The sequence below is a fragment of the Streptosporangiales bacterium genome, assembly GCA_009379825.1.
Lineage (GTDB): Bacteria > Actinomycetota > Actinomycetes > Streptosporangiales > WHST01 > WHST01.
In genome coordinates, this window is the sequence record WHTA01000046.1 from 1 (window position 1) to 13,510 (window position 13,510).

At 68.1% G+C, this 13,510-nt stretch carries 14 protein-coding genes; 6 read left to right on the forward strand and 8 right to left on the reverse strand.

All coding sequences use genetic code 11. The features are described from left to right. The 7 genes from GEV07_19915 to GEV07_19945 all read right to left on the reverse strand — a co-directional run. On the reverse strand, window positions 1-222 hold a 222-nt coding region (locus GEV07_19915; protein MQA04883.1), incomplete at its 3' end, for a hypothetical protein. Window positions 223-373: 151 nt separating this feature from the next. After that, window positions 374-1,432: a cupin domain-containing protein gene (locus GEV07_19920; protein ID MQA04884.1), complete on the reverse strand. Its 1,059-nt coding sequence runs from the start codon at window positions 1,430-1,432 to the stop codon at window positions 374-376. A 34-nt stretch (window positions 1,433-1,466) separates the two neighbouring features. Next, the gene (locus tag GEV07_19925; GenBank protein ID MQA04885.1) at window positions 1,467-2,213 is read right to left on the reverse strand and encodes a cupin domain-containing protein; all 747 of its coding nucleotides are present in this window, start codon (window positions 2,211-2,213) and stop codon (window positions 1,467-1,469) included. An 88-nt stretch (window positions 2,214-2,301) separates the two neighbouring features. Further along, entirely contained in the window at window positions 2,302-3,075 is a 774-nt protein-coding gene (locus GEV07_19930) for an FCD domain-containing protein (GenBank protein ID MQA04886.1), read from the reverse strand. 67 nt (window positions 3,076-3,142) lie between these two features. Then, window positions 3,143-4,366, reverse strand: a complete 1,224-nt coding sequence (locus tag GEV07_19935; GenBank protein ID MQA04887.1) for an MFS transporter — start codon at window positions 4,364-4,366, stop codon at window positions 3,143-3,145. Between the two features lie 21 nt (window positions 4,367-4,387). Beyond that, complete coding sequence (locus tag GEV07_19940) at window positions 4,388-5,275, reverse strand: AAA family ATPase (GenBank protein ID MQA04888.1); 888 nt, start codon at window positions 5,273-5,275, stop codon at window positions 4,388-4,390. A 57-nt stretch (window positions 5,276-5,332) separates the two neighbouring features. Then, the gene (locus GEV07_19945; GenBank protein MQA04889.1) at window positions 5,333-5,851 is read right to left on the reverse strand and encodes a cupin domain-containing protein; all 519 of its coding nucleotides are present in this window, start codon (window positions 5,849-5,851) and stop codon (window positions 5,333-5,335) included. A gap of 607 nt (window positions 5,852-6,458) precedes the next feature. Here GEV07_19945 and GEV07_19950 point away from each other — a divergent pair. After that, window positions 6,459-6,758, forward strand: a complete 300-nt coding sequence (locus GEV07_19950; GenBank protein MQA04890.1) for a hypothetical protein — start codon at window positions 6,459-6,461, stop codon at window positions 6,756-6,758. Between the two features lie 656 nt (window positions 6,759-7,414). On the opposite strand, the gene GEV07_19955 is transcribed toward GEV07_19950, so the two are convergent. Beyond that, entirely contained in the window at window positions 7,415-7,612 is a 198-nt protein-coding gene (locus tag GEV07_19955; GenBank protein MQA04891.1) for a hypothetical protein, read from the reverse strand. Between the two features lie 125 nt (window positions 7,613-7,737). Between GEV07_19955 and GEV07_19960 the strand changes: the two genes are divergently transcribed. The 5 genes from GEV07_19960 (at window position 7,738) to GEV07_19980 (ending at window position 13,503) form a co-directional block, all read left to right on the forward strand. Beyond that, window positions 7,738-8,499, forward strand: a complete 762-nt coding sequence (locus GEV07_19960) for a hypothetical protein (protein MQA04892.1) — start codon at window positions 7,738-7,740, stop codon at window positions 8,497-8,499. Then, window positions 8,496-8,903, forward strand: coding sequence for a hypothetical protein (locus tag GEV07_19965; GenBank protein ID MQA04893.1), 408 nt, complete (start codon window positions 8,496-8,498; stop codon window positions 8,901-8,903). Before GEV07_19960 ends, GEV07_19965 begins: the two co-directional genes overlap by 4 nt. Before the next feature lie 1,661 nt (window positions 8,904-10,564). Next, a complete protein-coding gene (locus GEV07_19970; GenBank protein MQA04894.1) occupies window positions 10,565-10,846 on the forward strand; it encodes a SelT/SelW/SelH family protein in 282 nt (93 codons plus the stop codon). Window positions 10,847-10,890: 44 nt separating this feature from the next. Continuing rightward, entirely contained in the window at window positions 10,891-12,771 is a 1,881-nt protein-coding gene (locus GEV07_19975) for an alpha/beta fold hydrolase (protein MQA04895.1), read from the forward strand. Window positions 12,772-12,783: 12 nt separating this feature from the next. Next, window positions 12,784-13,503, forward strand: a complete 720-nt coding sequence (locus tag GEV07_19980) for a hypothetical protein (GenBank protein ID MQA04896.1) — start codon at window positions 12,784-12,786, stop codon at window positions 13,501-13,503. Window positions 13,504-13,510 lie beyond the last annotated feature (7 nt).

Below are 13,510 nucleotides of genomic sequence, written 5' to 3' on the forward strand. Positions count from 1 at the left end.
CAGCGCCTCGAAGAAGTCCGCGGTCTGCTCATCGGCGAGCGCTTCCGCCGAACCCGAGGAGATGTGGTGCCGGTGCATCTCGGAGCTCCACACCACGTGGTCGTGCAGCCAGATCGAGTTGAAGCCCATGGCCTCGGCCGCGTACGCGCTCTTGACCATGTTCGGCACGCTCGTGAGTGGCCCGGAATTGGGGATGCGCACCCCGAACCTGATGTCTGTCATGGCACCGTGTTCCCTCCTACAGATCCTCCGCCCGATGCACGACTCGTCCGCCCACGACAGTGGAGAAGTCGAGGAAAAGCTCTTGCAGCACGGCCGTGCGGTGGAATGGGTGTGGCTGTCGGTGAACGCGGGCAGCCCGGGACGGCCTCGGTCACCACGGCGGACGCCCCTCCATCGGATCTGGCCAGACGAAGTCGTTCAGGTCCGGCGCGTCCGAGAGGTCGGGCAACTCCTCGAGTAGATCGAGCGGATCGAGGAGGATGCGCATCATGTTGTACAGCGAGTCGTAGTTGTGCACGCGGATCAATCGGGCCGACTTCTCCTCGTCGTCGTTGAAGTGCTGGTGCCAGCACCAGTGGTCGACGACCACGAGGTCCCCTGTCGACCAGCTGTACGACTCCCCGTCGACCTCGGTGTGTCCGTTGCCGTTGACGACGTAGAGGTATGCCTCTCCCCCGTGCCGGTGCTTCGCTTGCCACAGCCCGGGCGCGAGCTCGTGCATCACCGCGGTCAACCCCGACGTCCGGTAGCCGATGGACTCGTCGACCAGAAAGGTGCTGCGCGCGCCGCGCTTGGTGACCCGCGGCGTCGCGTCCTCCCAGCGTGTGTTCAGCCGGTACGCCTCAGGGCGCCATTGCGCTGACGAGAGCCGGCGCATCCGCTCCAGGTACGGGTCGGTGACGTCGCCCGTGGGCGGCGTCGACGTGGGAGGCGGGCCGAACGCGGACACGTCGTCGCCCGCGTCCTCGAGCACGGCCACGCCGAAGTACTCGTACATCGGCGCGACGCTCCAGGTGAGGAAGCGAGCTTCCCGTCCCTCCTGGTCGTCGTTGCCCTGCCGGTGCCAGGCCCACGACGGGAGGTACACGGTGTCCCACGGCCGCCAGTGGATACGTCGTCCGTTGATCTCGGTCCATCCCTGGCCCGCGACCACGAACATGATGGCGTCCCAGGAATGCCGGTGGGTCGTCGTACGACCGCCCGCGGGGATCTCGTGCAAGGCGGCGTCGAGCACCTTCGCCGGCCGGCGGCTCTCGGCCCCGATGTACACCCCGCGCCGGCTGCCCCGCGAGGACATGTCCTCCATCACCACATCGGACGCGCGAACCACGGTCGTGCGGTGCCGGCGCGCCTCGTCGAGTATCGCCTTCCGCCGACGCAGCTGAACCTCGTAGTGCGTTGCGTCGGTCCGCGTCACCGCCCTTGCCATGGCGACCCCTCACCTTCCGGGTGGGCGGACGTCGTCAGTCCGAGTGGGTGATGAATCCTTCTGGCCCGAAGTGCACGCCGTCCTCAGGCGTGATGTGGTAATGCGAGTAGGGGGAGAACTTGCCTGAGGAGATCTCGCGCTCGACCTCTTCCTGCGGCACGTGGATGCCTGCCTCGACCTTGCGGTCCAGACCCAGCCAGTCCAACATCCGCTTGTTCGTGATGCCCATGTAGAGGACGGGGCCGGCACCGGAGTTGACGTGCGTGTGCCACTGCATGGAAGGGACGTAGAGGAAGTCACCGCGTTCCCACGGATAGCTGACGCCTTGCACGTCGCTGTGACCTGAACCCTCGATGATGTAGATGGCCGCCTCGTTGTGGTGCTTGTGCAGGCGGGTCTGCTGTCCTGGCTCGAGTCGTCCGATGTGCAGCTGGATCGTCCGCAACGGCAGATCCACGTCTCTGCCCGGGTGCTTGCGGTCCGCGTCGTCGTAGAGGTCCTTGTGCGGCTGGCGATGGATCAGCGGCGTCGCCTCGATGGGCCGGACTTCTTCCTCGTGATAGTGCAGCTTGCCCGTACGCCGCGGACTAGCCGGATCCCCATGCTGGTGCGAGTGGTCGTGGTCACTGCGCTGCTCGGGTCGCACGTCGCTCACTACCCCTCGGCCTCTCTGGTCGGTCTCTCCTGCTCGCCGAGCATGCTGGTGCCGGTTGGCTGTAACCATGGCCAGCCGCGAGAGCGCGAGGCCGGCACGGCAGGCCATCGAGAACAGTCTGCGCAAGCCCCGATGGAACGGTCAAGTATTTTGGCTACAATTTACGGAATCTTATAGGCGCACTGACCGCTATGGTGCTAACCAGGTCGCGGCGTCAGCCGGCTTCCCCGCTCGTCTCTTCGGGCGAGTTCATCTTGTCCCCGGCGGACGCCTCTGCGTCACCCACCGGTGCCTCGTCCTCGTCCAGGGCGATGGCCTCCATGCCCTTGCGGACGCCTTCCAAGTGCGAGTAGATCCACGCCTCCGCCTTGGTGAGGTCACCGCTCGCGACGTAGTCGAGCAGGTCGGAGTGCACGTGCTTGTGGTCGCTCAGCAAGCGGAAGCTGAGCAGATACCTTCCGATGCTGCTGCGCAGTTCCTCGATCAACTCCACCAGCCGCGGGTTGTGCTCGGCGTCGTACAGTTCCCGATAGAAGCGAATCCTCGCATCGAGGAACTCCCTGCCCTCGGGTTCCTCGTCGAGCTGCTCCGCGAGCTCGCGGAGCAGCACGAGCCGCTCAGGGGTGATCCGCGGCATGGCCAGGCGCACTGCGTAGGTCTCGAGCAGGGTCCGCAACCGGAAGATCTCGTCGATCTGCGCCGCGGTCAACGTGCGCACCTTTGCCCCTTTGTGTGGATGGAAGGTGACGAGACCCTCCGCCTCGAGCTGCAGCAACGCGGTGCGGACCGGAATGCGCGACACGCCTATGGCAGTGGCGAGGGACTCCTGCCCGAGCCACTCACCGGGCGCGAAGGCACCGCCGAGGATCGACTCCTTCAGGACGGAGTACACCATCTCGCCGATGGTCCGGTAACCGCCAGCAAGCTGGTTCACCACGTCGGAGAACCTCGCATCGGTGCTGAGATTACGCCGCTTCTTGCGGGGCATCAGTGCATACCCTTCCCAAAATGTGCTTTGGATACATATTATCCTATGTGATCCGCGCTCATACACCTTATGGCGGTGCTGAGCGAGACGGCGTACCGACGCGGTTGGCGAGTGCTGCCGTGGCCAGGATGCCCGACGCCGCACCGATCGCCAGTCCGACACTGTGGAGAGACATGAGCGTCGCCAGCAGCACGGGCCCCACCAGCGCGCCGAGGTCCACACAGAAGCGATAGGCGCCCAACGCCATCGCTCGCCGCGGCCCCTCTACCAGGTCAGAGAGCAGCGCGGTCTGCGAGCTCGCGAAGAAGTCGCCGCATCCCAGAAGCACGGCGGCGAGCATGAACATGACGAAGTCAGTCGCCACGAGCACGAAGACGACGCCACTGACGGCCATCAGCGCGAGTCCCGCCACCACGATGCGGCGCCGGCCGATCCTGTCGCCGAGCGCGGCGCCAGGGATGGTGACGAGCACCCCGGTCAGCGACATGACCGTGATGCCGATCGCGATCTCGATCGCGTTCAGCCCGAGATGGCTCGCCGCGAACAACGGCAGTACCGTGTTGCGGAAGCCGTGCCTGTTGACCATGTTGGCGATGACGCCGAAGTAGATGACGCCGAACGCGACGATCGGCGCACCGCGGCGCGGTTGCGGTTCGTTCTGCGCCGCAGCGGTCGTACCGCGCGCGGCACGCTGTGCTCGGCTGGCGGGCACTCTGCGTAGCGCCGGGATCAGCACCGACCCGCTCAGCACCGCTGCACCCGCAGCGAGCGCGAACGCAGAACGCCACCCGGCGAACGAGCCGACGAGACCGCCGATCAACGGATAGATCGCGACGCCGAGGTTGTTCGCCACCTGATACAGGCTCATCACCCGGCCGCGGATGTCCGGCGGCGCCACATCACTCAGCGCGGACAGGACCACCGTCGCCACCAACCCGGCTCCGATGCCGGCGACGATGCGGGCGACGATGAGGAGACCGAAGCGCGGCGCAACCGCCGCGCCCGCCGACGACAGCACGATCAGGACGACACCGACGGCGGCGACGGGGTGCGGACCTATCCTCGTCGTCAGCGCGCCCGAGGGAAGGTCGACGATGAGGCGGGCAAGGCCGTAGGTCGAGACGAACGCGCCGATGGCGGCCAGCGAGACCCCCATGTCGTCGCGGATATCGGGCAGGAGCGGCGTCAAGAGGTTGTTCGAAGCGACGGCTAGGAATAATCCGACGAAGAGGAGGTACGCCTGTCGAGGGATCCTCGTTCGCCCGCCAGCGGAGGCGGCCTCAGCGCCCACGAACCGCGCGCGGGCTCGGGATCATTCGACGACCTCCCACAGGTGGTCGACGTCGATCCGGTCCGGCGCCAGGGCGAGCTCAGGACCGTTGCTCACGATCGCGCGCAGCACGAGCTTGCGCACCTGCCGGGCATCCAGAGAGTGTGACGCGCAGCGCTCCGCCACAGCGGCGAGCCGCCCGGCCTGGCCATCCACGCGGACGCCGATCTCGGCGAGCGTGTCCACCAGCATGGCTTCGATGGCTGCCGGCTGCGGAAGCTCGAACTGCTCCCTGAGGTCGACGCGGGACAGGAACGCCTGATCGATCTCGCGCTCCTCGTTGGTCGTCGCGATGAGCAGCACGTTGTCGTGTTCGGCCGCGACGTGGTCGACTCCGGTGAGCACCGCGTTCGTCGCACGGTGCACGTCCACCGGATTCGTCTCGAAGGACGCCCTGGAGCGGTTCACCGCAAGGGCCTCCACCTCGTCGAGCAGGACGATCAGCGGCAGTCCGCGCGCAGCCAGGTCGGGCAAGGTCTCGGCGAACAGCCTGGCCACCGTGCGCTGACTCTCACCGAGGAACTCGCTGGGAAAGGCGTGCGGATCGACCACACCGAACAGCGCGTTCTCGGCGAGACCATGGTCGACCAGCGTCCGCGCGATCCGGTTGGCGAGCCCGTGCGCGAGCGTCGTCTTGCCCGTGCCCGGTGGGCCGGCGAGCAGGGCCAGCCCGTGCACGGGGAATCGTACCCACGAGACGGAAGACCGCCGGGTGAGGCAGAACAGGCCGAAGCTCAGCAGTCGAGCCTTCATCTCGTCGTCGACGACGATGCCGTCCCACCGTTCGTCCCAGCCGTCGTCGGGCAACAGCGCCCGCACGCTGAGGCCCGGCTGCTCGATCCCCTCGAACTGGGCTGGACTCGTACCCACAGCGTCGCCCACCTAGCTCAACTCCCATGCCTGTACCTGCGGCCGCGAGCGAGCCGGCTACGTGGTGGTTCCCTCTTCTGGGAAGCGCTCGATCTGGTGCAGGCCCAGTGCCTTGATGGCGAACGTGTCCTGCACCGCGAGGTACCGACACGGTTCGGTCTCGCTGTCGTTGAAGTGCTGATGCCACATCCACACCGGGAAGCTGAACAGGTCTCCTTCTGCCCAGTCGATGCGCTCCTCGTTGTGCCCGTCCCAGCTGATGGTCGTGTGCCCGCAACCCATCACGATGTAGATGACCGCTTCGGTGGTGTGCCGGTGGTTCACCGACTTCCCGAGCGGCGGCAGCTCGCTCACGTGCGGCTGCAACCGGATGTCGTGCCCGAGCCGGTAGAACCTGGCCTTGGTATTGCGGTACTCACGCGGCGTCAGCTCAGTCGTCTTCAAGTCCTTGACGATGATGGCCTCGGTGGGAGGATTCTTCTTGTTCCACTCCTCCCGCTGCTTCATCTCGCTGTTGGCCGTCTCGCTGAGCGCCTGGTCCTTGGTGATCAAGTGCTGCTGGGTGCGTACGCTCATCCCATCCCCTTCCACCGAACCTCACACGTCTCCAACGCAGCGCAGTTGGCCGCGGTAATAGAATACCGTATACAAATTCCCCGTCAAACTTACCTGGCAGGTACACGTACCGGTGGCTCAGCCCGATGAACATGTCCGTGCAGGGAGCGAACCGCTCTACGGGAAACGCCCACATGGCCAATGAATCCGTCCACTGCTGTGAGCCCGATGTAGCGAGCCTTGGAGGAGCCGTGCTGGAGAGCGGCTCGTCACCCACCAGTCATGGCGCCGGCATTCCTCCCCAACCCGGCCACCGAACCGGTTAGCACAGCTCAGGCAGGGAGGCGGGCGGTCCGGCGAGGTCCTGGTGAGAGGCCGTTGAATATGTCGGAACGAGCCGACTTGGGATCGTCGAGAGAGTCTTTTCCAGTTCGCCGTCCTCCCCTACTGCTCCAACCAGTCAGTCAGTGCAGGTAACGCCGCGTTCAGCGCCGCGCATGCTGCACGGGCGCACGGTCTGCGCGTCGCCGTCATGGAGAAGGCGCCCGCGGACGAGCTCGGCGGCAACTCCTACTACACCCGCGGGCGCGTTCCGCACGGCTTATGACAGCGTGGACGACCTCCGCCTGTGCTCGACGACGAGTCGCTCAAGCTCCTCGGCAAGTCGGTCATCCCGCCGTACACCAAGCAGGCCTACTACGACGGCATGAAACGGGTGACCGAGAGACGATGCGACCCGGTGATGACCCGGCTGCTCGTCGAGAACGGCGCCGACGTTATCCGCTGGCTGCACGGCGTCGGGCTGCGGTTCCGCCTGCTGCACGAGCGACAGGCGTACGTCTCCGACGGTGCGTACCACTTCTTCTGTGGTGTCCCGTCGGGACGGTCGACGGTGGCCAGGGCGTGGTCGAGCGGCACCTCGCGGTAGCACAGCGTTCCGGGATCGAGGTGCGCTGCGCGTCGCCGGTCACGGCCTCACCTGGACGAAGGTTGGGCGCGAGCATACGTACGCAGTACCCTGCACGACACCGGCGAGGTACTGCAACGGCCATCGCGGCCGGCGCGGACACATTCGGCGACTGGGGTTCGTGCCACAGTGTCCAGTGGGACGTGGGTGCGCCGCGCGAGCGCGGCAGCCGCGCACACGAACCAGTTCACCCGGCAGAGCTACCCGCTCGGCATCGTCGTCAACGTCCTGGGTGAGCGCTTCCTCAACGAGGGTGCCAACTACCGCAACCTCACGTACGCTAAGTACGGCCGGGAGATTCTGCGCCAACCCGGCGGTATGGCAAGCAGATCTTCGACGCGAAGACGCCCTCCAGACTGCGCACCAACGAGTACGGCACCACACCGATCACGGGTGAACACGCCTACTCGCTGGCCGAGCCGGCAGGGCGAGTCGGTGTCGATCCCGACGGCTTGCAGGCGACCGTCGACGAGGTCAACGCCGCGATCGCGGACGTGCCGTTCGATCCGCCGTGAAGGACGGCAAACGTCACCAGCGGTCGACGCCGGTCCGGTAGGTCAGGCGTAGAGCAGGTAGGGCGAGCAGCCGACTGATCGGCACCTTCCGCCCGCCGAGTGTCACCGCCCCGGTCCCCGGCCCGTGCCGACGTGCGACCCGGTTCGGGTCGTGCTTGCCTTCGGTCCACACGCCGCGGTGATCTCAGCGTCGAACATCGCGTGCATCACCAAGAGCCCGCCGGCCACGCTCATCGCCAACCAGCCCTCCCGGGCGGCACCGCCGGTGTCGGTCAACGCGAGCCGAACCTCCTCCGGCACCTCCGGCAGCCCACAGAAGGACCCCACTCTCTCGCCTACAGCGAGCGTGATGTCCGTTCCGTTGTCAAGGCCCGGCTGGTGGCGTTCGGTCTCTACCTCGCCGCGCTGCTCGCCGGCACCTCACCTTGCCGCTGCTGGTCACCGCACCCGGCTGGATCAGCGCCGCGGCGCCGGCCGCAGCGGCCCGGCCGGTCCTCACCCCGCTCGTGGCCTACGGCTACTGGCCGACCGTGGTCGTGTTGTGTACAGGGCTGCTCGTCGCGCTGTACCACCGCGCCGTCCCGACCCGCGGCCGGTGGCACCGCGACCTGCCTGGCGCCATCGCCGCCATGCTGGCCTGGCTGGCCGGTAGCTACCTGCTGCGGACCTTCCTCACCTTCGCCGTCACCCACTCCCCCGATCTACGGCGTCCTGTCCGCACCCGCCGCGACCCTGCTGTTCCTCTACCTGACCGCCCTGGCCGTGCTCCTCGGCGCCGAACTCAACGCCCAACTCGACCGACGCCACCCCAACCCCGCCACCGCCCTCGCCAAAGCCGCCCAGATCCACCGAGGACGCGCCCAGCCATGACCACCTGCCAGGCGCCCAATATCAGACCCGGGTTGCCCGCTCGGTCGGGTGACGTTGGATTCGCTGCTACAGCACGGCGCGGCTCGGGGGTCCGGTGCCGGAACACGCACCCTGGGGTGACACACATCCCGCGTGCCCGGCGCCGGACCGAGAACCCCACGCGGGGCCCGGGGCCTGGAAAGCACAGGTACAGGCCCGGCGGAGGATGGCGCACTATAGCCGCAGTCCCACCCGTCGACAGCCGGGTAGCCCTAACAGATACTGGCTGCTCAGGGCCTCGGCCCATCGACGGTGAGGGGAGGGAAGCGCAGCGGTGACATGGCCGGTGATGGTGTGCGACGGTGGCCAGCGGCGAGAGGTACACACGCTGCTGGAACTGGAAGCGTTGTTGGCTGCGATCGCCGCGGTCGGCCCGCCCAGCTGGGTGCAGATCACCAGCAGCGACGGCACCCACGTGCTCGGTGTCGCGCTCGGCCGCGGCGACGTCAGCGCCCTGACGTTCTCTGACCGCGACACCGCCACCACGCTGGCGAGCACCGCAACCGTGCCGATGCTGGGCGGCTACGACTTCGACGACGCCGGAACACCCCGACCGGTACACCACGACGACGCGATCTCCGTACAGACTGCCCACTGGGCCATCACCGAGTTCGTCCAGACCGGGCAACGGCCCCGCTGCGTGGACTGGCACCCAGCAGAGAACCCAGCCTGGCCGAGCTAGCCGGCATACAGGTCCGGTCGCGCCACGACTCCCCACCCGGGTACAGGGAAACCACGCCACTGTAACGCCCGGGCGGCAGAGTGGCACAGGCCCCGGTGCTCTAGACCAAGGGCACCGGGACCGCCCCTTGCCACCTGGTAAGCCCACGACCGCACCATCGACCACCGCCGCGAACCGGTGAATGGCCAGGTGTCCCGCATCATCGTCACCGCACCAGGCTGCAGTCCTCGATCGCGGAGGTGAGATCGGCGACGGCGAACAATTCGAGCCGTTGACCACGCCAGGTAGGCGATGTTGGTGCACCGCGCCTTCAGCCCGAACAGCCGCTCACAGGTCGACATCGCGGGGAGATCATGCCGGCCCCGGCTGTGCTCCGCCAGGTCGCCGGCTGCGGCTGGACCGTCACTATCATCGGGGGCGCAGAGGTCATCGGCGAGCCTACCCCGGCCAGCCCCGATGCCGACCACGCCAGGACGGCGGTGGGCATCGATGTCGACCTTGTCATCGGCCACACCCTCACCAGCTCCTGAGATCAAGCCCTGTCGCGGGGACCCATGATGTCACCCGTCGCGGCGCTTCTACTGCCTGGTGTCTTGATCTTCCTCAGACCCTGACCCGGACAGCTTGGCCCGAACCTTCTCCGCCGCCTGCTCAGCGGCCTGCCGCGCCGGCGCGGCCTTCTCCCGTACCACCTCGGTGGCTGCATGCCCCTTGTCGCGGACCGTCTCCGCCAACCCGTACGCGCGGGGTCCTCGCCACCGAACAGCGGGAGCTCACTACGACGAGCGGCGCCAGCAACCACCACACCCGCAACAAACCCGGCCACCGCGCCCGCGGCCAACCACCGCCACCGCGACCGGCGACGACCTCGCAACGCCTCCAGCGCCTCGACCGCCCGCTGCCGCGACTCCTCCCCCACCGCGGTACCCGCGCTCGACGCCGTCGCAACCAGACGCGACACATGCCCCCATCCGCCGGATACAGCAACAGTTCCAGGCGGAAAACCAGGTACTCCAAGGCACCTCCGCGGCGACACAACACCGCACGACGATCCGGCACGATCTCCACCGCGTACGCCCCGACCGTGCGACGCCGCCACTCCCACCGCAAGACCGCGTTCCAAGTTCCGCCGAGACTTCCGGTCGAGCGAGCGTCCAGGCGATGGCTGACATGAGGTGGGCACGACTGCCCATCTCCAATCCAGGTGGTCGGTCCAGACCCGACCCGGTGCATCACCACCGGATCGGGGTCGCTATCGGATCGCCATCCAGGTAGGAGCCACTAATTTGACCTCAGCCTGGGTGGTCGGCCTGTGGGGCAGCGCGAAGTCGATGGCCAGGGTCGCCAAGTACGACGGCATCCTGCCGGCGAAGCGCCAGCCCGACGGCAGCTTCGGCGAGGTCGACCAGGAGACGGTCCGCGAGATCGCCGCCTGGGCACGCACCGAGCGCACATCGAGCACCCCGTTCGACATCGTCATGGAGGGCAAGACGGCCGGGCTGTCCCCGCGGCCGCCGCCGACCGGGTGCGGCCGCTGGCCGAGGCGGGCGCGACCTGGTGGATGGAAGGCATGTGGGAGACCCAGGACGGCAGCCCCGGTTCGCGCGCCCGGCTCGCCGAACGCGTCGCGCAGGGCCCACCGCGCATCTGACAATGGGCGCATGACGACACGGCAACCACGCCTGGAGATCGAGTACTGCACGCAGTGCCGCTGGCTGCTGCGGGCGGCATGGACCGCACAGGAGCTGTTGACCACGTTCACCACCGACCTCGGCGAGGTAGCCCTGGTACCCGGCACCGGCGGAGTGTTCGACGTCCGCCTCGACGGCCAGCCCCTCTGGTCCCGCGGCGAACGCGGCTTCCCCGACCTCGCCGAGCTCAAGCGGCTCGTCCGCGACCAGGTCGCACCGGACCGCGACCTCGGCCACACCGACCGCCGCTGACCCGGAGCGGCGTCTGGTCCGGACGCGCCGGTAGGTTCGGGAGGGTGAACAGAGCAGACAGCTACGATGCCGTGCCGCTGATCCCCAGAGACGTCCTCTTCGGCAATCCCGATCGGGTACTTCCTTCGCTGTCGCCGGACGGCAGCAAGATCGCGTACATCGCGCCCGACGAGGGTGTGCTCAACGTGTGGGTGGGCCCGAGCGACTCGTCGGCGCCGGCGCGGCCGGTGACGGGCGACCGCGACCGCGGCATCCGTACCTTCAGGTTCTGCCACGACGACCGGCACCTGCTGTACCTGCAGGACACCGGCGGGGACGAGAACTGGCGGCTCTACGCCATCGACCTCGAGACCGGCGCGGAACGGGAGCTCTCGCCGTCCGGCTCCGGGGTGCAGGCGTACATCCTCGCGCACAACAGGTGGCACCCGCACGAGGTGCTGATCGGTCTGAACGACCGCGACGCGCAGGTGCACGACGTGCACCGCATCGACCTGCGCACCGGTGAGCGCACCCTGGTGGAGAAGAACCCCGGCTTCGCCGGCTGGCTGGTCGACTCCGACCTCGTCGTCCGCGGCGGCGTGGCGGTACGCTCGGACGGCGCCGAGGTGGTGCAGCTGCGCGACGGCGACGGCGGGGAGTTCGAGACGTTCCTCGAGATCGCGCACGAGGACACCGCGGGCACCGGCGTCGTCGGGTTCGGCCGCGACGGCCGCAGCGTGCTCGTACAGTCCACGGTGGACGCGAACGCGTCCAGACTGCTGCAGGTCGACCTGGACACCGGTGCCCAGCGGGTGCTCGCCGCCGACGACACCTACGACATCGGTGGCGTGGTGCTCGACCCGCAGACGCTCGAGCCGCAGCTCGCCGTCGTCGCCAAGGACCGGGACGAGTACGTGCTGCTCGACGACGCGATCCGGGCGGACATCGAGCTGCTGACTGCGCACCGCGACGCCGAGTTGGGCATCAGTCGCGCGGAGCGCACCGACCGGGTCTGGCTGGTCACCCACGCCCGCCCCGACCGGCCGGCGGAGTACTCCGTCTACGACCGGTCGACCGGCGAGATCCGGCCGCTGTTCGTACACAAGGAGGCCCTGCTCGACTACACCCTCGCCCAGGTGGAGCCGTTCCAGTTCACCGCGCGCGACGGCCTCACGGTGCACGGCTACGTCACGTTCCCCGTGGCGGCCGCGCGCAGCGGGTTGCCGTGCGTCGTGCTGGTCCACGGCGGACCGTGGGTGCGCGACTCGTGGTCGTACCACCCGGAGGTGCAGTGGCTGGCCAACCGTGGCTATGCGGTGCTGCAGGTCAACTACCGCGGCTCCACCGGGTACGGCAAGGCGTTCACCAACGCCGGCGACAAGCAGTGGGGCGCCAGCATGCACGACGACCTGGTCGACGCCGTGCAGCACGCGGTCGACCAGAGCTGGGTGGACGAGCAGCGCGCCGGCATCTACGGCGGTTCGTACGGCGGCTACGCCGCGCTGGCCGGTGCGGCGTTCACCCCTGAGGCGTTCCGGTGCGCCGTGGACATGTGCGGCCCGTCGAACCTGCTGACGCTTATCGCGTCGGTGCCCGAGTACTGGAAGCCGATGATCGCCGAGCTCCACCAGCGCATCGGCGACCCGGCCACCGACGAGCAGATGTTGCAGGAGCGCTCGCCGTTGAACAGCGCCCACCAGATCCGGATCCCGGTGCTCGTGGCGCAGGGCGCGAACGACCCGCGGGTCAAGCAGGCCGAGGCCGAGGAGATCGTGGCGGCGCTGCGTGACCGCGGCCTGGACCACGAGTACCTGCTGTTCGAAGATGAGGGTCACGGGTTGGCGAAGCCGGAGAACCGGGAGCGGTTCTACGCTGTCGCCGAACCGTTCCTGGCCCGGCACCTCGGCGGCCGGCAGCAGCGGGACCAGTCGGGCGCGACCGGATAGGACGGGGATTCGATGAGCTGGCGGAGCCGCCCACCGTCGCAGTACGAAGGGTTGAAGAGCGCCGGCGGGCACATCCCCCTGTGGGTGCTGCTGCTCGTCGCCGTGCTCTGCCTCGCGCTGGGCGGAGCCGCCGGCCTGACCCTGCCGCAGGAGGAACCCCTCGCCGACCCGAACGCCCGGAAGTCGGAACGGAAGCGCGACAAGCTCATCGACGAGGCGCACGACGAGCTGACCGGCGCGACTCAGCTGGACGCGGCGACCGGGGTGGCCGGCATGCCGTCGCGCTTCGACCTGGTGGTGCTCGGCAAGGAGGAGCAGGACGTCTGCGTCACCGCGTGGGACGGCTGGAAGGCGCACAACTGGTACGAGTCCGCGTGCGGCGTGGAGGTGACCTGGTACCTCGCGGCACGCCGCGGCACACCCAAGATGGTGGAGGCTGCGGCGAAGGCCAGGTTCAAGGCACGCAAGATCCCGACCGTCGGCTCGTTCGCACAGGACGAGGAGAGCGGCCCGTTACCCGACAAGCTCAGCGGCGAGGTGGTAGCCGCCCGGATGGGCACCCAGGCGCTGGTCGACATCAAGGACGACGCGCAGCTGCAATTCCCCGAGATGCAGGACGTGTACCACGACCGCGTCACCACGTTCGACCTCGCAACCGCGTACCGCGAACACGGCGGCAAGCGCAAGGTCGTCGCCCGGATGTCACTGCTCGCCCAGTACACCTGGACCTGACCGGCCA